Here is a 21,559-nt window from a genome sequence, read left to right as displayed (position 1 = left end):
CAGATTGACAACTCGTAATAACGCTCGCTAAGCGCCGCCGACCTTGCAATCGCTGACTAGAACATTGCCAACTGTGGAAGCCTGACCGCTTGCACCTTGTTGTGCGTCCTGGGTGAGCATTTTGCCGTCGACTGAACCCACGTCCTCGCGGGTAAATTTATTGGTTGTCCATGTGTATCCGTTGCCGCGGAATGTATTGCCTACCATATCGGCGTTGCTCGTCGTGGCGCGTGTGAGCTCCATCGCCTGGTTGGCATAGACGACTTTGGCGGCCAGCGCTTCCTCACCTTGGAAGGTGTACTGTACGCTTAGCGGCTGTGTGTTCCCTTTACCGCAACTGTATTCGACCGTTTGTTGCGACAAATCTTTGCCGTTTTCATTTGAGGTAGAGCATGCCGCCAAGCCTGCACTTAAAGACAAGACCGCAAGTATTTTGAAGGTATGGTTCATAAATGTTCCTTTTTAAATGCCAAGCATCAAACCTGCTCGTAAATTTTTATACCATCGGCACCCTGCAATACGTGTAAACGTTCGTGCCCAATTGCAAACGTTCGTCGCAAAACGGCAATTCAGGAATCATTCGAAATGAAAGTTTCCAATCTTGCGACGTTATTTGTGTTTCATAAACAACACTATGGCTGCGCCTTCGCCTGGCTGGTTGTGCTTGTACCCGGCTGTTGTAGCGGTAGCAAAGGCGATGAAGCGTTTATAACTTGAAAAAAAAGGCCTTCAAGCCGCTACACCAACTGAAAGGAACAGCGTTCACAGCGCTCAAACTTCGTCAAGGAATACGGTTCAAGACTCTACAGTTTCTTAATAGAAAACGCACAAAAGGCGAGAATCCCTTCAATGCAAGAGGCGCAAAACCCTTCCATAAAAGCCGGTGGAGAAACGACGAGCAAAGCCTCTGAAGATACGACAACTTCTTAAAGGAATGGCAGTCAAAACACGACAATTGCTGAAAGTCAAAACGCTGAAGACGCGACAACTGCTTAAAGTCAAAACAATCGTGAACCGGCAACGACCTAAAGGGAAGAAGTGCACATGTGACTACTTTTCTAATGGGCACTCAAGACGCTACAGCGACTTCAATAGACACACATGCAATACGCATAAAAAAACCATCGTGCAGCGTTATACAGAAAGCCGAAAGCGTACCCCCGACTTCGCGATAAGTTAAAACCGGATATTTCCCTGACTAGCCAAAAAGCCCGATATTTCTTGGCCTGGAACCACAGATTGCTACCGCAGCACATAAGTCCGGAGCGCACTACCGCAATACCGATGCCGGACAAGTATTCTTTAAAAGCGCCTGAGCAGACCCGGGGATGCCCCGCGAGGAAACTCAGGCACATTACCAACGTAATATAGTAATAATGAATCAGGCAGGCTACCTACCACTATCGCTTTGGGCGCATCACTTTATCGTTGGCCGATCACTATTTCAGTTATGATATGATGTGATAAAAATATGACTTGTAGCTATAAAGAACAGACCAGGGAGAGATTATGGAAAAATTAACCAATGCTGGCCGTCGCCAGCTGCTGCTATCCACAGGCAGCATCGCCGCGATGGCGGGGCTGGCAGGCGTGGCGCGCGCCGATCTTGGCAAAACGGATGCACCCGCCAAGGCATTGCCCAACTATGCCAGTTGGAAAGATGCCGACAACATGATCGTCCACAGCGCGAACACGATAGAAACACGGCGGACGGCCTTCGGAAGCAGCGTCATCACGCCAACGAATCGCCTGTTCGTGCGCAATAACGTGGCGCCGCCGACCGATGCCAACATGATGAAAGAGCCCGACAGCTGGGCGCTTGAGGTCAGTGGCGTTGCCAAGCCTCGCAGTTTCACTGTTGCCGAACTGAAAACCTTGGGGTTGGCCAGTGTGCCGATGGTCCTGCAATGCTCAGGCAACGGCCGGGCTTGGTTTGAACATAACCCCAGCGGCACGCAATGGACCGTGGGTGCCGCTGGCTGCGTCATTTTTACCGGCGTGCCGGTCAAGGCGTTGCTGGAAGCCGTGGGCGGGATGGCTGACGGTATGGTCTATATGACCAGCACGGGCGGCGAACCCATCCCTGAAGGCCTTGATCCGAATACCCTTCGCGTCGAGCGCTCGGTACCGATTTCGGCCATGGAAGACGCTATCCTGGCATGGGAAATTAATGGCGAGGCTCTGCCGCTGGCCCACGGTGGCCCCCTGCGTATCATCGTGCCCGGCTATACCGGCGTGAACTCCATCAAGTACATCAAACACCTGGCATTCACCAAAGAACAGTCGCCAGCCAAAATTCAGCAAACCAGCTATCGATGGGCACCGATAGACGAGAAGCCCGGCCCCAACCACGAATCCATTTGGGAAATGCCGGTCAAGTCCTGGATCAACTTCCCATCCGACCCGGATCAGACGGTTGCGGCCGGGCGAGTGCAGATCAGTGGTGTTGCCATGGGTGGGATGACAGCAGCCAAGTCCGTCGAAGTCTCGATTAATGGTGGCAAAGATTGGGAAAAGGCCGAGTTCATCGGGCCGGACCTTGGGAAGTACGCCTGGCGTGAATTCGTGTTCAACGCTGATCTGGCCGCTGGCACGCATGAGCTGGCCTGCCGGGCCACCAACGAGGCTGGAGATACCCAGCCAGAAGCGCGCCGTGAAAATAATCGCGGTTATATCAACAACAGTTGGCGCGACCACATGGTCTCGATCAAAGTCGCCTGAGGAATAAAATGAAGCACGTTGTATTGTCGGCCGCTATGGCCGCCCTGTTGATAGGCGTGGCAGGCCCCAGTTTTGCGGCTGAAGCTGATCTGGAGAAGGGTAAAGCCCTGTTCTTGTCGGATGCAGCGCCCGCCTGTGCCGTGTGCCACACTCTGAAAGATGCGGGATCAGCCGGAACTATCGGCCCCGACCTGGATGAACTAAAACCCGATGCGGCACGCATTAAAAAGGTATTGGAAGAAGGCATGGGCGTTATGCCCTCCTATGCCGACTCTCTGGATGAGGCATCCAGAGATGCCATTGCGGCCTATATCGTTCACGCGACGAGCGGTGAGCAATAGATGATAGATGACTCATGATTTGCTCTATAGGGGCATTGCTATGGGTCAGTGGTCTTGACACATAGCTGTAAGTCTCAAACGATAAAATAGGCATAAAAAAACCCCCGTAATTCATCGAATTGCGGGGGTTTTGCATTTACACCGTCATTTATTTCACTCGCTATTTCGCCCTTTATTTTCAGTGTGATTTGTATAACGCTGATAATGGAGCGATACCAGTCTGGCTTTGCTGCAATCCTGACACCTCCTCCCTCATCCATCAAACAAAAAAGACGCATATGAGCTAATGGTTCCAGTTTTATCAAAGGACCAATGCTGGTGGGTTCATTAGGGTTAACATGCATTTGAAATTTTCATATTAAATATAAAATGCATTCAATATTTGCACATTCGAAGGAAAATTTCTAAATGCAAATTCAATCCGTCGAAGATTTGCGTCGCCTTCTTGAAACCGAACGCAATAGTTCAGGACGCGGCCGTGTAGGCAATAAAGCTTTGGCTGTCTTGGCCGACATGCTCAATCGGCCAGGTGCAACGGCTGTGGGAAGCATTTCTGAAATTGCCGCTAACAGCGGCGTAGATCCCTCCACGCTGACTCGCCTGGGCAAGCGCTTGGGCTATTCTGGTTTTACCGAACTACAAGATATTTTTCGTCGCCATGTAACCCAGACGCAGCCATTTTATAGTGCACGCGTTCATGAGCGCGTGCTCGAAGCGCACGACAATAACCAGCCGGAGTTGTTGCGCCATCATGCCGAAACAGAGTGCCAGAAGTTGCTCGCTACCGCTAACCAGATTGATCCAAAAAATATCGAACAAGCGGCCAAACTGCTGGCGGACGCCAGGAATGTATTTGTATTGGGACTGCGCGCCACGTATGGATTGAGCTTCTTCCTGGGCAACTATCTTGCGACCATCCGCGAAAATGTACGTATTCTTGGCGGGCCCGGGCAGACACTAACGTCGGACCTGGTGGCTATCGGCGAAGGCGATCTTCTGGTGGCCTTGTCTTTCAGCCCATACACCCGCAGCGTAGCCACAGCGACTGAACTGGTTAAAGATGTCGGTGCCAAGGTGTTATCCATCACAGACGTGGGCTCCCCGCTGGAAGTCACGGGCAAAAACGGTGTGACGATCGCCGTAGATCAACCCTTCTATTTTGATTCCTCGACTGCTCATTTTTTCGTTATCCAAACCATTTTGCTAGCCACCGCCAGATGTATTGGTCCGGCAGCCGTCGAAGTCGCAAAAGCCCGGGAACGCATTGACACTGCGCTGAATATCGAAATCCGCTAGATCAACGCTAGCACAACTACTTTGAGACACTGTAATGCCCAAGCAAAGCCAATCCGTTCAAGAAGCCCTGCAAGATGCCCATGCACACTATGCGGCAGCCAACCCAAAGAGTCATGCACAGCATATATCGGCGACAGAGTTCATGCCAGGGGGCAATACCCGCACCGTACTGTTCAGTGATCCATTTCCCATCACGCTTGTATCAGCTCAAGGCTGCCATGTTGAATCGGCGGATGGCGCTCGTTATATCGACTATTTAGGCGAATTTACGGCCGGGTTATTTGGACACTCCCATCCGGATATCAAACAGGCAGTACTAACGGCTCTCGATACTGGCTGGGTCCGCGGAGGCCATATCCCGCAGGAGACAGAGCTGGCTTCCGCGATCTGTCGGCGCTTTCCTTCGATCGAACGCGTCCGTTTCGCAAACTCCGGCACTGAAGCCAATCTGTACGCGATCCAGACTGCCCGAGCGGTCACCGGCAAGAGCAAAGTCGTCGTTTTCGAGGGTGGCTATCATGGAGGCGTGTTCGTCTTCAGCGGGGCACTTAGTCCGTTGACCGCACCGTTTGATTTTATCGTGGCGCCATACAACGACTGGGAAGGCACATTGGTTCTTCTTGACGCCGAAAAAAACGATATTGCCTGCGTGATCATAGAAGCCCACCAAGGGTCGGGAGGATGTATTCCGGCCAAACGTGATTTTCTCAAACATATTGAAGACTGGACATATGAGCACGACTGCATTTTCATTCTGGACGAAGTGATGACCTCACGCCTTGCGGGCGGCGGTTTGCAAGAAACTCATGGCCTAAAGCCGGACATGACCACTCTGGGCAAGTACATCGGCGGCGGCTTCAGCTTCGGCGCCTTCGGAGGGCGTGCCGACATTATGGAAAGATACAACCCCTTGCGTCCAGGCTATCTTGGCCATGCCGGTACCTTCAACAATAATGTGTTCACAATGTTCGCCGGCGCAACGGCGTACGGCAAGGTGTTCACGCCTGAAGTAGCCGCTGAGTTAAGCGCCAATGGCAATCGGCTGCGCGAACGGCTAAACGTGATCGCCGCCAAGGCGTCGTTCCCGATGCAGTTTACCGGATTAGGATCAATGATGAATGTGCATATGTGCCCTGGGCAAATCAATAGCATCCGTGATCTCAAACATGCCAATTCGGCATTGCGCGATCTGTTTTATTTTGATTTATTGGAGCAAGGCATCTGGCCTGCACGACGCGGCATGCTCAATTTATCGCTGCCTATGGGAGAAGAAGAATTTGACAGACTGGTCGACGCGGTTGCCTATTTTGTAGAGAAACGAAAGAGCCTGCAAACATGAGTACGATTGAACTACGCGGCATCACCAAGTATTTCGGCCAGACACAAGTTGTGTCCCCTACCGACTTGCGCGTCGAACAGGGCGAACTTGTCACACTGCTCGGGCCCAGTGGATCGGGGAAAAGTACAGTTCTTTCGATGATTGCCGGTCTGCTCACTCCTTCGAGCGGTGAGATTTTCATTGGTGGGCGCAGCGTGACCCAAGTGCCACCCGCCAAACGCAACGTGGGTATGGTATTTCAAAGCTATGCTTTGTTTCCGCACATGACGGCTTTTGACAATGTCGCGTTCCCCCTCAAGATCCGCAAGCTGCCTAAGTCTGAAATCGACAAGAGAGTTAAACATGCACTGGAGATGGTGCGACTGCAAGCTTTTGGCAGCCGCAAACAAACCGAACTTTCCGGCGGGCAACAACAGCGGGTAGCCCTTGCGCGAGCCCTTGTGTTCGAGCCTGATATTTTGCTGCTGGATGAACCGTTAGGCGCGCTTGACAAGAAATTACGCGAAGAAGTCCAACTGGAATTACGGCAGTTACAGCGTAATCTCGGCGTAACGACCATCATGGTCACCCATGACCAGGAAGAAGCGCTATCTCTGTCAACTCGCCTCGTGCTACTGGATGGCGGACGCATCCAGCAGGTCGCAACCCCCGAGCAAGCCTACCGGAGACCGATAAACAAATTCGTGGCTGAATTTATCGGGACAGCGAACCTTTGGCAAGGACAGGCCAAGGTTATCGACGGCGCCCCGTACATGACTTTACCATCCGGCGAACAACTGCCATGCCCACCGGACTGCACCTACCAAGGCACAGCGCATTTTCTGATAAGACCAGAGCATCTTCGCGTCACAGATGTCGACGAAACACAAGGTGTACATGCCAAAGTGACCGAAATCGTCTATCTGGGCCAACACACGCGCATACATGTCAAAACCGCGAGCGGCCTGGATGCAGTCGCTTTAGTACATGGAATACAAGCCTTCTCGGCCGACCAGCCGGTCAAGATAACCTGGGCAACGGAGGACGCCTGGGTCATCGCAGCTTAGTGCACTATAACGACCTAATCAACCATCAAGGAGAGCAACATGAAAGCAACGAACCAGGCCCTCATTAGCATGATTACAGCTGCCATGCTTTCGTGCTTGGGCGGGTTAACCCACGCCCAGGTCAAAGAATTCCGAATTCTTGAATCAGGCGGCCCCAGCGGCGAATCGATCGAGTCGGCCTATATTAAGCCTTTTACTGCGCGCACCGGGGTTAAGGTAACGCGAGAAAGCCCTACCAGCTTGGGCAAGCTGCAAGCCATGGTTGCTTCCAAGAACATCACCAGCATCCTGGTTGAGTTGGGCAGTACCAATCTGATTCAAGCACGAGCTATGGATTTGATCGAGCCGTTGGACTGGAAGAAAATCAACCCCGATCCGATGTTTCCCGAAGCTAAGTTGCCCGACGGTTTCGGCTATCAATACTTCTCCACCATCATGGCATGGCCCAAAGGTGCTAAACCGATGACCAGTTGGGCCGATTTCTGGAACGTAAAAGACTTTCCAGGTAAACGAGCCTTGCCCGATTATCCTGGCTATACTTTACCGTTGGCTTTATTGGCTGACGGTGTCAAACCCGAAGACCTCTATCCTTTGGATATCGAACGCGCTTTCAAGAGTCTTAACAAGATCAAAAACAATGTCGCTGTTTGGTGGAAGGCCGGCGCCCAATCGCCACAACTTCTTGAAGATAAAGAAGTGCAATACGCTGCATCCTGGTCAGGTCGCATCGTTGGCAATCCCAACCTGGAATATACTTACAAGCAAGGTTTTCTGCAAGTCTCGTACTTCGCGGTACCCAAAGGTGCCTCGCCCGATGTCAAGGAAGCAGCCATGGGGCTGTTGACCGAAATGTCCAAGGCCGAGAACCAGGCCAGGGCCGCCGAAGATGTACCCTATACCGGCGCTAGCCCAGAGATACAAGGCAAGTTGCCTGCCGACCGGCTCGATGACTATCCGACCTCTCCCAATAACAGGGCAGTTCAAGCCCTGGGCGATCCTGCCTGGACGGCTGAAAATGCCAAACAGATAGAACGCCGCTGGCAAGAATTCAAATTGGGCATGTGAAGGAATCGTCAATGAGCGCTATGCAAAACAGGCTGTTTTCGCCTCCCTTCTGGATGGTTGTTCCTCTATTGCTGGTGATGGCGGTGGGTTTCAACCTACCTTTATTCCTCATGTTGGGAAAAAGCGTCTTCAGCGACGAAGGACCTACCCTATCAAGCTACGCTACGCTCATTGAAGCCTCGGTTTACATGAAAGTCCTCGGCAATACACTCAAGATCGCGGTTCTGACCACCTTCTTTTGCGTATTGCTGGGTTATCCACTCGCCTATTGGCTACGCAAACTGAGTCCCAGATGGCAACTCATTGCTCTGGCAGCCATCGTAATACCATTCTGGATCAGCATTCTGGTGCGCACCTATGCCTGGATCGTCATCCTGGGTAATGCCGGAATTCTGAATCGGGCCCTAATAGGGATGGGCTGGATCGACACATCGATCTCTTTGCTCTATAACGAACTCGGGGTAGTCATTGGAACAATCAATGTACTGCTCCCCTTTCTGGTTCTGCCACTGTTTGCGTCCATGACCAAAATCGATGATCAACTGCTAAGCGCGGCCGAAACGCTGGGCGCCAGCGCGAGCGCCATCTTCTGGCGCATTTTCTTTCCGCTGAGCATACCTGCGCTCGCGGCGGGATCCATATTAGTATTCATCCTGTCACTAGGTTTTTATATCACACCTGCTATCCTAGGCGGCGGTCGCGTACCGATGATCGCAAATATGCTAGATCTACTGATCAACCAGATGCCGGATTGGGAACTCGCCTCTTCAATTTCGGTTGTTCTCCTGCTGCTCACGTTGATCCTGTTCGCTTTCTATCTGAAATTCACTAAGGAGCAACGGCATACATGACAAGCCAACAGCCCTCACTGCCTCCGGTCGAATGCTCCTTTCAAGCGGAGGCTTACATTAGTAAATTTAATCGCCTGTTACTTACCGGTACGGCCATCGGCGTCCTGTTTTTTTTGCTGCTGCCGGTGTTTATCGTCATACCGATGTCCTTTAGCGAATCCAGTTCCTTGCAATTTCCTCCTCAAGGCTTCTCGCTACGCTGGTATGCGCAAGTTTTCTCTGATGCTGGCTGGTTGGCCGCCATAAAAACCTCGTCTATATTGGCCATTCTATCAAGTACATTGGCTCTGGTGCTCGGCAGCCTTGGCGCATACGGCTTGACGCGCGGCACATTCAAAGGCCGCGATCTGCTGCAAAGCAACTTCATCGCCCCGCTCATCATTCCTTCTGTCGTTCTGGCCGTGGCGCTTTATATGGCGTTGTCTGCAACTGGGCTACTTGGAAGCTTCTTTGGTTTACTGCTCGCCCATACTTTGCTAGGTATTCCATACGTCGTTCTCATCATGTCGGTTGCGATCCGATCCTTCGATGAACGTATTGAACAGGTCGCCTTTACCTTGGGCGCATCATGGACTGCTATGTTCACCCGTATCCTGTTGCCTAATTTAATGCCTAGTGCGGCAGCAGCATGGATTTTTGCGTTTGTCACCAGTTTTGACGAAGTGGTGATCACCAACTTTGTTGCCGGCACACACGAAACCATTCCAAAACGCATGTTCAACGAGCTTATCCTGCAAGTGAATCCGGGGATCACCGCAATCGCGACCGTGTTGATTTGCGTAAGCCTGGTTTTAATGGCTATTGCTGCCAAACTCAATCATCGCCCACGAGTCGACAGTAGCCATTGATCTGATCCGTTAACGTCATCTATTGAGCTCATTCACATGAACGTACCTGTTATGCTGCAGCCCGAGCCGTCGCCAGGCGGTCCGGTCCAAGTGTTCTACCAGAAACCCGGTGCCGCGCAACGACCGGTAGTCGCGCGCGCAGAAGGCATCTATTTGTGGGATACCGAGGGCAAACGCTATATTGACGGGTCCTCCGGTCCAATCGCCGTCAATCTGGGTCATGGCAACGCACGGATCGCACAAGCAGCTCAGCAACAAATGAAGCTTGTTTCCTACGCCAGTCGATTCTTCTTCGAAAATGAGCCCAATAGGCAACTGGCGGACTTGGTAACTATGCACGCGGGGCCTGGCTTGGAGCGCGCCTTCTTTGTGTCTGGTGGCTCGGAAGCCACGGAAACAGCAATTAAACTGGCGCGTCAGTATGCGGTGCTCACTGGCCAAGCCAGCCGTTGGAAAGTCATCTCGCGCAACCCCAGCTATCATGGAGCCACATTAGGAGCCGTGACAATTAGCGGAGATTTTGTATCCGAGCGCATGTACGGCCCCCTGACTCGGCCCATGCCCAAAATCGCTGCGCCTTTTACCTACCGCATCCCCCAAGAACACACAATAGAGAGCTACGCGTTGGCCTGTGCCGAGGAACTGGAAAGGACGATTCTGCGGGAAGGCGAAACCACGGTGCTAGCCTTCATTCTTGAGCCGATCGGGGGCTTGGCTACCGGTGCACTCGTTGCTCACGATATCTATTATCGGCGCGTGCGAGAAATTTGCTCTCAATATGGCGTATTACTCATCCACGATGAGGTCATGTGCGGGGTAGGACGCGCCGGGAAGTTTCTCGCCTCACACTACTGGCCTGACGCGTCTCCCGATATCGTTACGCTGGCAAAAGGGCTGGCCTCAGGTTACACACCACTAGGCGCCGTTCTCACGTCCGCCCGCATGGTAGAAGTTATTGCCGAATCGGGCGGCTTTATGCACGGATACACCTATTCATCCAACCCGCTGTCATGCGCCATCGGTTTGGCGGCGGTATCCGAAACATTGGAATTGGGACTTGCAGAAAACGCGGCGAAGATGGGACAGAGACTAGAAAGCCACTTGCGTGAAATCCAACGGCACCGCCGCGTACTTGGTGACGTGCGCGGCCGCGGACTATTGATGGCCATTGAGATTGTCAAGAATCAAGAAACGCGCGAAACCTTCCCTGCAAGTGAACAAGCGATTGCCAGGATTGTTGCGCTTGCCATGGAGCGTGGTCTTCTGCTCTACTCGCGTCGCACGGCAGAGGGAAAATTCGGCGAGTGGTTGATGGTTGCCCCACCCCTCACAGTAACGAGCACCGAAATCGACGTTATCGCCCAGCTTATCGACGACTCGTTAAAAGCATTCGAAGCTCAGGAAAACAACTAACCCATTTTGGGGTGAGCCATCCCCCGGGCTTTTGCCACATCAGCAACCGCCATCAGAAAAGTATTCGGATCTTCATCATTGATCGCCTCATTCAGATAGGCGGCGATCATTTCTTTGCTGTCCAAGTATTCAGCAACATCAAATTTTGTAATTGCGGTCATTTCAGACCTCCGTTAATTCACTCCAGCCGTGCAGATGGACTTTGCTGACAACACGTTCAATCTGATTGCCTTTGATCCGCCGCACCTGCAGCGCGTCGACTATACAAGCTGGCTGCGGGCGAAGTACGGAATTTGGGCGTCGACTGGCAAGAGGACCTGCGCCAAGGCTTCTCTGAGTGCTTCTGCGTACTCAAGCCGGACGGCGTACTGATCTTCAAATGCAACGATACACAGGTCAAGGTCGGGGACATTCTTGCCTTGACCGATCAGCAGCCTCTGTTTGATCACACAACAGGCAACAGGGCAAACACCCACTGGATCACCTTTATGCAGCGAGAGAATGCATGACAACACCTACCGATAAACACTTGCTGGATTCAATGACCGACACGACTAAACTTGGAACTCTTTGCTAAAGAGTCTCATGAATGTTCTAGCCTTTGTTAGAATAGTGTCCGCGAATAGTTTGTCGAAGTTTCCCTCTGAAGCATAAATGCCCCGGGCTACAAGCCAACGTCAAAATAGCGCTCACACTGGATGAGCGATCTAGTTTCGGGACAACACGGCTGACTCGCATATCTACTTTCTGTTCTGCAATTTCGTGCACTGGCAAACAATGGCAATAAATGATAAGCCGGCAGTGTCGCCCATGGCACGGTAGAGGCGCTAATGCAAAATAACACAAACGACATTCGGGATGTACTCTTGGCCGGCTCTGCGGAGCAGGTAGACGCAACCCTGGCAGTTGAACACCCAGCCGACCTCGCGCAAGCCTTGCAAAATCTCGCGCCCGCTACTGCATGGGAGATTTTGCGGCGGGCACCGGTACCGCGTCAATCGTACGTCTTCAGTTATTTCGATCCCGGCTTTCAAACACTTCTTGCGACGGTCACACGGCGCAAAGATCTGGCGGCTATTGTCATGGGGATGAAGGCTGATGATAGGGCCGATCTCTACAAGAAACTTTCAGATGAGCAACGAAAGTCGCTAATGCCCGCGCTTGCCCAAGCAGAACGAGAGGATATTCGCCAACTTGCCGCTTACGAGGAAGGTACTGCTGGCGCGATCATGACCTCTGGCTATGCTGCACTTCCTCCTGGGTTAAGCGCCACAAGAGCTTTGACAGTTCTTCGTCATGAAGCTCCCGATAAAGAAACAATCTACCGCGCATATGTAATCGATGCAGACAGAAAATTGCTCGGCTCGGTCCGTTTGCAAGACCTGATCACCGCTCCGGCCCAGGCTAAGGTTTCCGACATCATGGAAACCAACACTCACGCTATTCGAGTCGATGATGGCGTAGAGAGCGCAGCAAGACGGATCGCGCATTATGACATGCTTGCTTTGCCGGTCATAGACGACGCGGACCGTCTCGTTGGCATTATCACTCACGACGATGCCCTGGACGTCATGGAGGCCGAAGCTACTGATGATTTTTATCGCGTCAGCACCGTTACGAATTTGGAATCAAGTGTTGGGAATGCTTCGATTTCCATGCTGTACCGAGCCAGGATCGTATGGCTCATGCTGCTTGTGTTTGGGAACATTTTCTCAGGTGCTGGAATCGCCTATTTTGAAGATACAATTGCTGCGCATTTGGCGCTAATGTTCTTTCTGCCAATCCTGATTGCATCTGGCGGTAATGCCGGCTCGCAATCCGCAACACTCATGATTCGTGCACTAGCGACAGGTGAAATTAAAGTATCAGATTGGAGCCGATCACTCGGTCGAGAGTTGGTCGTGGCGGCCTTGCTCGGGGTGAGCATGGCCGTTGCGATCGCAGTTATAGGGGTCTTCCGGGGAGGGCCCGAAATAGCTCTCGTCATCTCCCTCTCAATGATTCTAATTGTGATAGTCGGGGGCATAATTGGCATGCTATTGCCTTTCGTATTGAGCAAATTGCACATGGATCCGGCAACAGCCAGCACTCCGCTAGTCACTTCAATCGCAGATGCTACGGGCGTACTGATTTATTTCGGCATTGCCCAATCGCTCCTTGTTATGCCCTAGTCTCGATGAATACTCTACGAAAATAGCATTAAATTGATCGCGTCGTGATTTTACGTGCAGCGCAATGCATCCGTCTGAGCGTGGCTCGTAAAAGAGGCGAAGGGAATATAGCAGGGGCTGTTTTAGAAGAGTGAATGACGGATTCAAGCCCGATCACTTGCAGACGTTGTTACAACCAGCCTACGATGCGCCGAAGGATCAGACACGGTTCACCAGGATTGGGGCCGGATCAATATTTGTCAGCCCACATACAGGTGATCCGTGGCAGGGAGACAGCTATATCCGCTATGAATGGATGTAACTGCTTGACCGCGCCGGTGTGAAATACCGGAATCCCTATCAGATACGGCCCTCGTACGCCAGTATGATGCTATCTGCCGAAGCACCCAATGTGGGTTGCAAATCAAATGGGGCACCCGGGCTGGACGATGATTTCGAAGATTTATAGCTAGCGGATGCCAGATGCCAATTTAACCGCTGGCAGCAAGGCTGTTGCTCTTTTCCATGAGTGACGAAATAGTGACAAAACATACCATAAACAGCTATATTCCAGCACAATCAGGCACAAATCCAAAATTATAACTTATTGATTTTATTGGATATATACAAAATCACTGGCGGGTTGGGGGGGATTCGAACCCCCGATACGTTACCGTATACACGCTTTCCAAGCGTGCGCCTTCAGCCACTCGGCCACCGACCCTATTATTAAGAACGCTACAGCAGCCGAGACCCTATAAACCACCCGGGCACCGACCCGTGATTCGGAACTCAACAGCCATCGCCTTTGCTTTGGCCCGTTCTCAATTTAGCCTGCTATTTTAGCATCCTTTCGACATAACGCGCAATCATATCGATTTCCAGATTCACTTTTATCCCTTTTTTCAAGTGCCTGAGCGTTGTTACCTGCAGAGTGTGCGGGATGATGTTGATACTGATCTCGCAACCGTCGGCGTTGTCCGTGACGGAGTTAACGGTCAGGCTTACGCCATTGACCGTGACCGAGCCTTTGTACGCCAGATATTTTGAAAGGGCTGTCGGTACCTGTATGCGTAACTCATGCGACTCACCCACTTGCTCAAAGCGCGTGACCTGTCCCATGCCATCGACATGTCCGGACACCAGGTGGCCGTCCAGGGAGTCGCCCATTTTGAGCGAGCGCTCCAGATTCACTTCGCCCGCCTTGTCCAGGCCGGTTGTTTTGTCCAGGCTTTCGCGCGAGACGTCGATCTGGAATGTGCCTTCGCCCAATGATACAACTGTCATGCAGGCGCCCTGCACGGCGATCGAATCGCCCAGGCCGATTCCAGACAAGTCAAAATTATTTGCTTCGATCGTCAGATGCACACCGTCATCGGCGCTGTTGCCTGCCGGTTTGACCTGGCTGATGCGGCCAACGCCGCTGATAATTCCTGTGAACATTCTTTACTCCATATCGGGCTTTGTGCCGCCCGATTGCCATTGTAATTGATTCCAGCGTGTAGGCAGTCTGGCCCGCAGGCGCATGTCCTTGCCGCAGGCGGCGGTATCGAAGAACTCAAAGCGATAGGCGTCGGCCAGCACATGAAATGGCGTATGCGCGACGGCCGAGCGTGCATCGCCCAGAATGGTCGGGGCCAGGTAGACCAGCAGTTCGTCCACGCACCCCGCTTGCAACAGCGCGCCGTTAAGACCCGGCCCGGCTTCTACATGCACTTCGTTAATGTCCTGCTGACCCAGCCAAGCCATCACGGCTTTCAGGTCCACATGCCTGTTCTTTTCGTTTACCGTTATCACTCGCACATTGCGCGCAGCCAGCCGCTCGGCCTTGGCGACGTTGTACTCGGTCACGAAAATCCAGACCGGGTTGCCATCAAATAACCGGGCGTCTTCGTCGACGGCAAACTGGCTGTCGATGACGGCCCGAACGGGTTGGCGCGGAGTGTCAACGTCGCGTACGGTTAGCTGCGGATCGTCCTCGCGCACGGTACCCGAACCGGTGAGAATAACGCAGGCGCGGGCACGCCAGTGGTGGCCATCGGCGCGCGCCTGGCCGCCAGTAATCCATTGCGAGCGGCCGTTGTTCAAAGCCACCTTGCCATCGAGCGTGCTGGCAATTTTCATGCGCACCCAGGGACGCTGTATGCTCATGCGCGATACAAAACCTGGGTTGATTTCCAGCGCCTGCTCAAGCCCCAGGCCAATTTCAACCGTGATTCCAGCGTCCTGCAGCTTGCCAATGCCCGCCCCGCTCACCAGCGGATTCGGATCTCTGGCTGCAATCACAACCCGTGCAGGTTTTGCCGCAAGCAGCGCATCCACGCAAGGCGGTGTGCGGCCATGGTGGCTGCAGGGCTCCAGCGTCACGTAAAAGGTTGATCCGGCCAGCGTATGCCCCTTGGCCTCTGCGTCGCAGATGGCGCATACCTCCGCGTGCGGCCCGCCAGGCGGCTGGGTAGCGCCCTCGCCCAGGATTTGGTCCTGGTTGACGATAACGCAGCCCACCCGAGGATTGGGACTGGTACTGAACATGACGCTCCGTGCCAGCGCCAATGCCCGATCCATATAATCCTGATCATTCATAAACCGATATTCCGTGATAAAGGGTCAGTGTGCCCGGGATTGTCATGTCCGTATTCCAACATGCCTACCACTAAGCGATACCGCCAACATGTAATAACTTCCCCGTGCGATAAGACGTATCAGGCGTTATCCGCTGCGTCCGGACGATTGCCGGTGTGCTGTGGCTTGACCGGTTTTTGCATTTCCTTGATGGCGTTGACGAACTCTTCGATATCCTGGAAGCTTTTGTAAACCGAGGCAAACCGTACATAGGCAACCTGGTCCAGTTGCTTGAGTTCGCTCATGACGAGTTCACCGATGTGATCGGTCGAGACTTCTTTTTCAGGATAATTGAGTAGCGACTCCTGGATGCGAGCAACCGCCCGCTCCAGCAGTTCGGTGCTGACCGGGCGTTTACGCAATGCCAGCCGCAGGCTGGCCTGCAGCTTTGCCGGATCAAACTCGGTACGGGTGCCATTGCGCTTGACCACGGCAGGCATGGCTAGCTCAATACGTTCGTATGTCGTGAAGCGCCGGTCACAGGAAAGACACCGACGGCGGCGGCGAATGGTGTCGCCTTCTTCGGATACCCGCGAGTCCATAACCTGTGTATCGTGGTGTGAACAAAACGGGCATTTCATATTACAGAAGTCCTGTGCCGGGCGTTAGGGTTAATGCGTGGCGATAACTTGCGGTTTACTTGTAAACCGGAAAGCGCGCAGTGAGTTCATTTACTTTAGCACGAACGGCTGCGATGTTTGCCTCATCGTCTGGGTTGTCCAGCACATCGGCAATCAGGTTGGCAGTCAGTTCCGCCTCAGCCTCGGTAAAGCCGCGCGTGGTCATGGCCGGCGTGCCCAGACGGATGCCGCTGGTTACAAACGGTTTTTCCGGATCGTTCGGAATAGCGTTCTTGTTAACAGTGATGTGGGCTTCACCCAGGCGGGCTTCGGCAACTTTTCCGGTAATGCCCTTGGCACGCAGGTCAACCAGCATCACGTGGCTTTCGGTCCTGCCTGAAACAATGCGAAGGCCGCGCTTGACCAGCGTATCGGCCAGTACCTTGGCGTTGGCAACGACCTGCTTTGCATAGTCGGAAAATTCCGGACTAAGCGCTTCTTTGAATGCCACGGCCTTGCCGGCGATAACATGCATGAGCGGGCCGCCCTGAATGCCGGGGAAAATGGCCGAGTTGATGATTTTCTCGTGCTCTGCCTTCATCATGATCACGCCGCCGCGCGGGCCGCGCAACGATTTGTGCGTAGTTGACGTGACAAAGTCGGCATGCGGCACCGGGTTCGGATACTGGCCGCCGGCAACCAGGCCTGCGTAGTGAGCAATGTCGACCATCAGGTATGCGCCATTATCATGGGCAATTTTAGCCATGCGTTCAAAATCGATTTGCAGTGAGTAGGCAGAGGCGCCCGCTACAATCATTTTTGGCTTGTGTTCTTTGGCCAGCTGTTCAACCTGCTCATAGTTGAGTACTTCGTTTTCATCCAGGCCATAAGGGATGAAGTTGTACAGTTTGCCCGATGCATTGACCGACGCGCCATGCGTCAGGTGACCGCCCTCTGCCAGGCTCATGCCCAGCACGGTGTCGCCGGGTTTGAGCACCGCCATGTACACGCCCTGATTGGCTTGTGAGCCGGAATTGGGCTGCACGTTGACCGCTTCGGCGCCAAACAGCTCTTTGAGGCGCGCGATGGCCAACTCTTCAGCAATATCGACGAATTCGCAGCCGCCGTAGTAGCGCTTGCCAGGATAGCCTTCCGCGTACTTGTTGGTCAACTGTGTGCCTTGCGCCTGCATGACGGCAGGGCTGGTGTAGTTTTCAGAAGCAATCAGTTCGATGTGCTGCTCCTGACGGGTATTTTCTTGTTGAATGGCACTCCAGAGTTCAGGATCTACCTTGTCAAGAGTTAGCGAGCGGTCAAACATAACGTGTCCTATATGAATCGGATAATTGAATAAAATTTAAAACGAAACCTTGGGGTTCAGTGAATACAGTCCCATGATCGTGGCCTGGTCCAGCACATGGGGCGCAATCGCCTCGGCCACGTCGGCGCAGGTAAAGCTGCCGGTCAATGGCAAGGTGTCGATATCGAGCGCATAAACCGTAAAATAATAGCGATGCACCAGCGCATCATTGAATGGCGGGCACGGGCCGTCGTAGCCGAAATAATCGCCTTTCATATCGTGATCGGCGGCAAACCAGCTGGTAAAGTCGTTAATGCCCTGGCGCATATCCTTGGCGGCCAGCGGGCCGCTTTTGCCTTTGGGCGTCACGCCGTTGGAAAATTCACCTTCGGCGATTTCGGTGATGTTGGCCGGAATATCGACCAGCGCCCAGTGATAAAAATCTACGCGCGGCAGGCTGGCCGGCACTTCGCGGTCATCCTGATTAACGTCATCGGGCTTGCTGGGTACGTCTTTGTCTACGCACAGGACAACGAAAGAACGCGTGCCCTGGGGCGCATCGGTCCAGGTCAGGTGAGGGTTTTTGTTGTCCGACAGAATCATATGCGCCTGCGCATCCGGCTTGGCAAAGGCATTGACCGGATTGATTGCTTTTTCGTGTTCAAAAGACTGGCTGCTGATTTTCATGACATCCCCTTCAATACAAATAAAAACACATCAGAATGCGCTTGTGGCGCGGATGAACAACAGGCAAGGTGAATCACTTGCGTGTTGTTCCTTTATCGCCTGAAAAACAGCCGTCTGCCATGTTCACGCGATGGCAAACGGCGCTTAGCGTCAGGCGCTTACGGTAACCCGGGCAAACTTGCGTTTACCGACTTGAACAACATAGGTGCCGGCTGCCAGCTGCAGGTTCTTGTCTTCCACACGCTGGGAATCAACCCGAACCCCGCCTTGCTGTACGTTGCGCCCGGCCTCTGTGCCGGAGCTGGCCAGACCGGCTTCCTTCAGGACGCGCATGATGCCAAGCGGACCCGGCCCAAGATTGATTTCGGGCATTTCCTCCGGAATGACGCCATCGCGAAAGCGCGCCTCGAAGTTGGCCAGCGCATTGCTGGCCGCCTCTGCCGAGTGAAAACGCGTAATGATTTCCTGCGCCAGCTCCACCTTCACATCGCGCGGGTTTCTACCCTCTTTGACCTGTTGCGCAAGTGTAGCAATGTCCTGCAGCGACTTGAATGAAAGTAATTCATAATAACGCCACATTAATGTATCGGAAATAGACATGAGCTTGCCAAACATGGAGTCGGGCGTCTCTGTTATACCGATGTAATTGTGCTTGGACTTGGACATTTTTTCGACGCCGTCCAGGCCTTCGAGCAAGGGCATGGTCAGGATACACTGGGCAGGCTGACCATATTCTTTTTGCAGTTCGCGGCCGACCAGCAGATTGAATTTCTGGTCTGTTCCGCCCAGCTCCAGGTCTGCCTTGAGCGCGACCGAATCGTAGCCCTGCATCAGCGGGTAAAGAAATTCATGAACAGAAATCGGAATACCGCCCTTAAAGCGCTTGGTGAAGTCGTCGCGTTCCATCATCCGGGCCACCGTGTAGCGGGAAGCCAACTGGATCATGCCACGCGCGCCCAGCGGATCGCACCATTCGGAGTTGTAGCGCACTTCGGTACGTGACGGGTCCAGCACCTTGCTGGCCTGCTCATAGTAGGTTTTGGCATTAACTTCGATTTGCTCGCGTGTAAGCGGTGGGCGGGTTGCATTGCGCCCGCTTGGATCGCCGATCATGGAGGTGAAGTCGCCGATCAGGAAAATAACGTTGTGCCCCATGTTCTGGAGCTGGCGCATTTTATTGAGGACCACCGTGTGACCCAAGTGAATATCCGGCGCCGTGGGATCCAGGCCAAGCTTGATACGCAGTGGCGTACCGGTATTGCGGCTATTTTGGAGCTTGACGGCAAATTCAGACTGGACCAGCAGTTCGTCGCAGCCACGCAGGACGGTTTGCAGGTCGTTTTCGACTTCTGGACTAATGGGTGTTTCGGGTGTTGACATAAAAATGGGATTCCTGGGCGCGGGCAGATGGATAAAAGAAGGGCCTGGGCGACAAAACCAAGGCAACTAAACGCCCTTTTGCGCATGTATCAATGTTAAATTATACCCTTTTCGGCCAGGCAAATGCTCATGAGTCAAGCACAGGAACCCCGCTATTTGATCGGCTTGATGTCCGGCACCAGCACGGATGGGGCCGACGGCGTGCTGGCCGCGTTTTCGGATACGGCTCGCCCGCAAATTCTAGCGTCTGCCTCGCTGCGCATGCCGCAAGCGCTCAGGCAGGAACTGCTGGATTTGAATCGCGCCGGTCACAACGAGCTGGAACGGGCCGGGCTTGCCAGTTGCCGATTGGCCGACTTGTATGCGCAGGTCGTGGCCGATTTGCTGGCGCAGGCAAACCTGCCCGCCAGCCGTATTGCCGCCATCGGCGCTCACGGACAAACCGTCAGGCATCGCCCCGAGCTGGGATTCACGATACAGCTTAACGCGCCGGCACAGCTGGCAGAAAACACCGGCATTGCGGTGGTGGCCGATTTCCGCAGCCGCGATGTGGCTGCCGGCGGCCAGGGCGCGCCGTTGGTGCCCGCGTTTCACGAAGCGATTTTTGCGGGCGACCGGACAGTCACTGTCCTGAATCTGGGCGGCATCGCCAATATCAGCATCCTTCGACCGGGGCAGGATGTCACCGGCTTTGACACGGGGCCTGCGAATGTTTTAATGGATATGTGGTGCCTGGCGCATACCGGCCAACCCTACGATAAAGACGGGGCGTGGTCAGCCGGTGGCAAAGTACATCAACCGCTACTTGCAGCCCTGATTGAAAGCGAACCCTGGTTGGCGTTACCGCCCCCGAAATCTACCGGGCGGGATCTTTTCAACCGCGCCTGGCTGCAAACCCGACTTGCGGGATTTGAAACCGTTACGCCGCAAGACGTACAAGCCACATTGCGGGCGCTCACTGCAGAAACCGTGGCCCAGGCCATCCGCGTTCATGCCCCCGATAGCCAGACCCTGATTATATGCGGGGGTGGTACCGGCAACCACGCCCTGATTGAAGATTTGCAATCACGCCTGCCCAGCGTACAACTGAGCACAAGCGATGCTCATGGCATTGCCTCGCAATCCATGGAGGCGCTGGCTTTTGCCTGGCTGGCGCACGCCTTTTTGTCAGGCCATCCCGCCGGCACGCCATCGGTGAGCGGCGCCCGCAGAAAAACCATTTTGGGCTGCCTGTATCCAGCGTAGTCCCGCGTAGTTGTGAGCCGACCTGGGCAGACGAGCCAATAAAAAATCCGGCGCCCTTTGCCAGGGTGCCGGATTTCTCTGACGGGTGCCGGTTCAAGGTACCGCTTTGGAAATTACCTTCGGAAATATCTTTCGGAAGGGAATCCCCTTCGGAAATGCGCTTGACAGGACTTTAAAGCGACGTGAAAGCCATACGTTCAGGGCAGGCTTGAGGGATGATTTATAAAATCCCCCTTGCGAACCCGTGCAATCGTGCGTTCGCGCTTAAACCGAGAACGAAGAGCCGCAACCGCAGGTTGTGGTCGCGTTCGGATTACGGATCACAAATTGCGAACCTTCGATATCTTCCTTGTAGTCGATCTCGGCGCCGACCAGATACTGAAAGCTCATTGGATCAACCAGCAATTGCACGCCGCTCTTGTCGATTGTGGTGTCGTCCTCATTGATCACTTCATCAAATGTGAAGCCATACTGAAAGCCGGAACAACCGCCACCTTGCACGAACACGCGCAGCTTTAGCTCGGGATTGCCTTCTTCAATAAGAAGATCTTTGACTTTCGTGGCCGCTGCCTCGGTAAAAAGCAACGGGGTGGGAGGGGCTTGCAGATCGACAGATTCGAGAACAGTACTCATTTTTGGACTCCTGGTGGGATACAGCCACCGTTAGCTGAACTTCATTTTACCATATAGCGCAA

The 21,559-nt window shown here is 53.5% G+C and carries 21 protein-coding genes and 1 tRNA gene; 11 read left to right on the top strand and 11 right to left on the bottom strand.

Features of this window, described 5'->3' with window-relative positions:
- Positions 1-27 precede the first annotated feature (27 nt).
- Positions 28-450, bottom strand: coding sequence for a hypothetical protein (locus tag CAP48_RS07145; RefSeq protein ID WP_100695305.1), 423 nt, complete (start codon positions 448-450; stop codon positions 28-30).
- Positions 451-1,509: 1,059 nt separating this feature from the next.
- On the opposite strand from CAP48_RS07145, the gene CAP48_RS07140 reads away from it, so the two are divergent.
- Entirely contained in the window at positions 1,510-2,721 is a 1,212-nt protein-coding gene (locus tag CAP48_RS07140; RefSeq protein WP_100695304.1) for a sulfite oxidase, read from the top strand.
- Positions 2,722-2,729: 8 nt separating this feature from the next.
- Complete coding sequence (locus tag CAP48_RS07135; protein ID WP_100695303.1) at positions 2,730-3,062, top strand: cytochrome c; 333 nt, start codon at positions 2,730-2,732, stop codon at positions 3,060-3,062.
- Between the two features lie 74 nt (positions 3,063-3,136).
- Here the strand turns inward: CAP48_RS07135 and CAP48_RS07130 are convergent, their stop codons facing one another.
- Positions 3,137-3,406, bottom strand: a complete 270-nt coding sequence (locus CAP48_RS07130) for a hypothetical protein (RefSeq protein WP_153045660.1) — start codon at positions 3,404-3,406, stop codon at positions 3,137-3,139.
- Positions 3,407-3,470: 64 nt separating this feature from the next.
- Between CAP48_RS07130 and CAP48_RS07125 the strand changes: the two genes are divergently transcribed.
- The 7 genes from CAP48_RS07125 to CAP48_RS07095 are packed head-to-tail and all read left to right on the top strand — an operon-like array spanning position 3,471 to position 10,920.
- Entirely contained in the window at positions 3,471-4,358 is an 888-nt protein-coding gene (locus CAP48_RS07125; protein WP_100695301.1) for a MurR/RpiR family transcriptional regulator, read from the top strand.
- 34 nt (positions 4,359-4,392) lie between these two features.
- Complete coding sequence (locus tag CAP48_RS07120) at positions 4,393-5,697, top strand: aspartate aminotransferase family protein (protein WP_100695300.1); 1,305 nt, start codon at positions 4,393-4,395, stop codon at positions 5,695-5,697.
- Positions 5,694-6,743 (top strand): ABC transporter ATP-binding protein, encoded by a 1,050-nt coding sequence (locus tag CAP48_RS07115; protein WP_100695299.1) that lies wholly within the window; start codon positions 5,694-5,696, stop codon positions 6,741-6,743. Before CAP48_RS07120 ends, CAP48_RS07115 begins: the two co-directional genes overlap by 4 nt.
- Before the next feature lie 39 nt (positions 6,744-6,782).
- Positions 6,783-7,808 carry an ABC transporter substrate-binding protein gene (locus tag CAP48_RS07110; RefSeq protein WP_100695298.1) on the top strand — a complete coding sequence of 342 codons (1,026 nt, stop codon included), beginning with the start codon at positions 6,783-6,785 and terminating at the stop codon, positions 7,806-7,808.
- Positions 7,809-7,819: 11 nt separating this feature from the next.
- The gene (locus tag CAP48_RS07105) at positions 7,820-8,659 is read left to right on the top strand and encodes an ABC transporter permease (RefSeq protein WP_100695297.1); all 840 of its coding nucleotides are present in this window, start codon (positions 7,820-7,822) and stop codon (positions 8,657-8,659) included.
- Positions 8,656-9,507 (top strand): ABC transporter permease, encoded by an 852-nt coding sequence (locus CAP48_RS07100; protein ID WP_100695296.1) that lies wholly within the window; start codon positions 8,656-8,658, stop codon positions 9,505-9,507. Before CAP48_RS07105 ends, CAP48_RS07100 begins: the two co-directional genes overlap by 4 nt.
- 36 nt (positions 9,508-9,543) lie before the next feature.
- Positions 9,544-10,920: an aspartate aminotransferase family protein gene (locus CAP48_RS07095; protein ID WP_197707247.1), complete on the top strand. Its 1,377-nt coding sequence runs from the start codon at positions 9,544-9,546 to the stop codon at positions 10,918-10,920.
- Here the strand turns inward: CAP48_RS07095 and CAP48_RS07090 are convergent.
- Positions 10,917-11,081, bottom strand: coding sequence for a DNA-binding protein (locus CAP48_RS07090; protein ID WP_197707246.1), 165 nt, complete (start codon positions 11,079-11,081; stop codon positions 10,917-10,919). The two genes, CAP48_RS07095 and CAP48_RS07090, sit on opposite strands and share 4 nt — an antisense overlap.
- Before the next feature lie 669 nt (positions 11,082-11,750).
- Here CAP48_RS07090 and mgtE point away from each other — a divergent pair.
- Entirely contained in the window at positions 11,751-13,091 is a 1,341-nt protein-coding gene (mgtE, locus tag CAP48_RS07080) for a magnesium transporter (RefSeq protein WP_100695293.1), read from the top strand.
- A gap of 615 nt (positions 13,092-13,706) precedes the next feature.
- On the opposite strand, the gene CAP48_RS07070 is transcribed toward mgtE, so the two are convergent.
- From CAP48_RS07070 to tyrS, 7 genes are all read right to left on the bottom strand, one after another.
- Positions 13,707-13,794: transfer RNA gene (locus CAP48_RS07070), tRNA-Ser, on the bottom strand.
- A 113-nt stretch (positions 13,795-13,907) separates the two neighbouring features.
- A complete protein-coding gene (locus tag CAP48_RS07065; RefSeq protein WP_100695292.1) occupies positions 13,908-14,513 on the bottom strand; it encodes a riboflavin synthase in 606 nt (201 codons plus the stop codon).
- Between the two features lie 3 nt (positions 14,514-14,516).
- The gene (gene ribD / locus CAP48_RS07060) at positions 14,517-15,653 is read right to left on the bottom strand and encodes a bifunctional diaminohydroxyphosphoribosylaminopyrimidine deaminase/5-amino-6-(5-phosphoribosylamino)uracil reductase RibD (RefSeq protein ID WP_100695291.1); all 1,137 of its coding nucleotides are present in this window, start codon (positions 15,651-15,653) and stop codon (positions 14,517-14,519) included.
- Between the two features lie 119 nt (positions 15,654-15,772).
- Positions 15,773-16,273, bottom strand: coding sequence for a transcriptional regulator NrdR (gene nrdR / locus CAP48_RS07055; protein ID WP_100695290.1), 501 nt, complete (start codon positions 16,271-16,273; stop codon positions 15,773-15,775).
- Positions 16,274-16,328: 55 nt separating this feature from the next.
- Positions 16,329-17,573, bottom strand: coding sequence for a serine hydroxymethyltransferase (gene glyA / locus CAP48_RS07050; RefSeq protein WP_100695289.1), 1,245 nt, complete (start codon positions 17,571-17,573; stop codon positions 16,329-16,331).
- 36 nt (positions 17,574-17,609) lie between these two features.
- Positions 17,610-18,239: a YbhB/YbcL family Raf kinase inhibitor-like protein gene (locus tag CAP48_RS07045; RefSeq protein WP_100695288.1), complete on the bottom strand. Its 630-nt coding sequence runs from the start codon at positions 18,237-18,239 to the stop codon at positions 17,610-17,612.
- 150 nt (positions 18,240-18,389) lie between these two features.
- Entirely contained in the window at positions 18,390-19,619 is a 1,230-nt protein-coding gene (tyrS, locus tag CAP48_RS07040) for a tyrosine--tRNA ligase (RefSeq protein ID WP_100695287.1), read from the bottom strand.
- A 129-nt stretch (positions 19,620-19,748) separates the two neighbouring features.
- On the opposite strand from tyrS, the gene CAP48_RS07035 reads away from it, so the two are divergent.
- Positions 19,749-20,864 carry an anhydro-N-acetylmuramic acid kinase gene (locus CAP48_RS07035; protein ID WP_100695286.1) on the top strand — a complete coding sequence of 372 codons (1,116 nt, stop codon included), beginning with the start codon at positions 19,749-19,751 and terminating at the stop codon, positions 20,862-20,864.
- Between the two features lie 264 nt (positions 20,865-21,128).
- Here CAP48_RS07035 and erpA read toward each other — a convergent pair whose 3' ends face one another.
- A complete protein-coding gene (gene erpA / locus CAP48_RS07030; RefSeq protein ID WP_100695285.1) occupies positions 21,129-21,497 on the bottom strand; it encodes an iron-sulfur cluster insertion protein ErpA in 369 nt (122 codons plus the stop codon).
- Positions 21,498-21,559 lie beyond the last annotated feature (62 nt).

It is taken from the genome of Advenella sp. S44, from assembly GCF_002810445.1.
In the GTDB taxonomy this organism is placed as follows: Bacteria; Pseudomonadota; Gammaproteobacteria; order Burkholderiales; family Burkholderiaceae_B; genus Advenella.
The sequence above is the reverse complement of the archived record's forward strand: the minus strand, read 5'-3'. Positions and strand labels throughout refer to the sequence as shown.

Excerpts from the sequence above, each read along its gene's own strand:
- CAP48_RS07145 (WP_100695305.1), bottom strand. The coding sequence starts at position 450 with ATGAACCATACCTTCAAAATACTTGCGGTCTTGTCTTTAAGTGCAGGC.
- CAP48_RS07140 (WP_100695304.1), top strand. The coding sequence starts at position 1,510 with ATGGAAAAATTAACCAATGCTGGCCGTCGCCAGCTGCTGCTATCCACA.
- CAP48_RS07135 (WP_100695303.1), top strand. The coding sequence starts at position 2,730 with ATGAAGCACGTTGTATTGTCGGCCGCTATGGCCGCCCTGTTGATAGGC.
- CAP48_RS07130 (WP_153045660.1), bottom strand. The coding sequence starts at position 3,406 with ATGCATGTTAACCCTAATGAACCCACCAGCATTGGTCCTTTGATAAAA.
- CAP48_RS07125 (WP_100695301.1), top strand. The coding sequence starts at position 3,471 with ATGCAAATTCAATCCGTCGAAGATTTGCGTCGCCTTCTTGAAACCGAA.
- CAP48_RS07120 (WP_100695300.1), top strand. The coding sequence starts at position 4,393 with ATGCCCAAGCAAAGCCAATCCGTTCAAGAAGCCCTGCAAGATGCCCAT.
- CAP48_RS07115 (WP_100695299.1), top strand. The coding sequence starts at position 5,694 with ATGAGTACGATTGAACTACGCGGCATCACCAAGTATTTCGGCCAGACA.
- CAP48_RS07110 (WP_100695298.1), top strand. The coding sequence starts at position 6,783 with ATGAAAGCAACGAACCAGGCCCTCATTAGCATGATTACAGCTGCCATG.
- CAP48_RS07105 (WP_100695297.1), top strand. The coding sequence starts at position 7,820 with ATGAGCGCTATGCAAAACAGGCTGTTTTCGCCTCCCTTCTGGATGGTT.
- CAP48_RS07100 (WP_100695296.1), top strand. The coding sequence starts at position 8,656 with ATGACAAGCCAACAGCCCTCACTGCCTCCGGTCGAATGCTCCTTTCAA.
- CAP48_RS07095 (WP_197707247.1), top strand. The coding sequence starts at position 9,544 with ATGAACGTACCTGTTATGCTGCAGCCCGAGCCGTCGCCAGGCGGTCCG.
- CAP48_RS07090 (WP_197707246.1), bottom strand. The coding sequence starts at position 11,081 with ATGACCGCAATTACAAAATTTGATGTTGCTGAATACTTGGACAGCAAA.
- mgtE (WP_100695293.1), top strand. The coding sequence starts at position 11,751 with ATGCAAAATAACACAAACGACATTCGGGATGTACTCTTGGCCGGCTCT.
- CAP48_RS07065 (WP_100695292.1), bottom strand. The coding sequence starts at position 14,513 with ATGTTCACAGGAATTATCAGCGGCGTTGGCCGCATCAGCCAGGTCAAA.
- ribD (WP_100695291.1), bottom strand. The coding sequence starts at position 15,653 with ATGAATGATCAGGATTATATGGATCGGGCATTGGCGCTGGCACGGAGC.
- nrdR (WP_100695290.1), bottom strand. The coding sequence starts at position 16,273 with ATGAAATGCCCGTTTTGTTCACACCACGATACACAGGTTATGGACTCG.
- glyA (WP_100695289.1), bottom strand. The coding sequence starts at position 17,573 with ATGTTTGACCGCTCGCTAACTCTTGACAAGGTAGATCCTGAACTCTGG.
- CAP48_RS07045 (WP_100695288.1), bottom strand. The coding sequence starts at position 18,239 with ATGAAAATCAGCAGCCAGTCTTTTGAACACGAAAAAGCAATCAATCCG.
- tyrS (WP_100695287.1), bottom strand. The coding sequence starts at position 19,619 with ATGTCAACACCCGAAACACCCATTAGTCCAGAAGTCGAAAACGACCTG.
- CAP48_RS07035 (WP_100695286.1), top strand. The coding sequence starts at position 19,749 with ATGAGTCAAGCACAGGAACCCCGCTATTTGATCGGCTTGATGTCCGGC.
- erpA (WP_100695285.1), bottom strand. The coding sequence starts at position 21,497 with ATGAGTACTGTTCTCGAATCTGTCGATCTGCAAGCCCCTCCCACCCCG.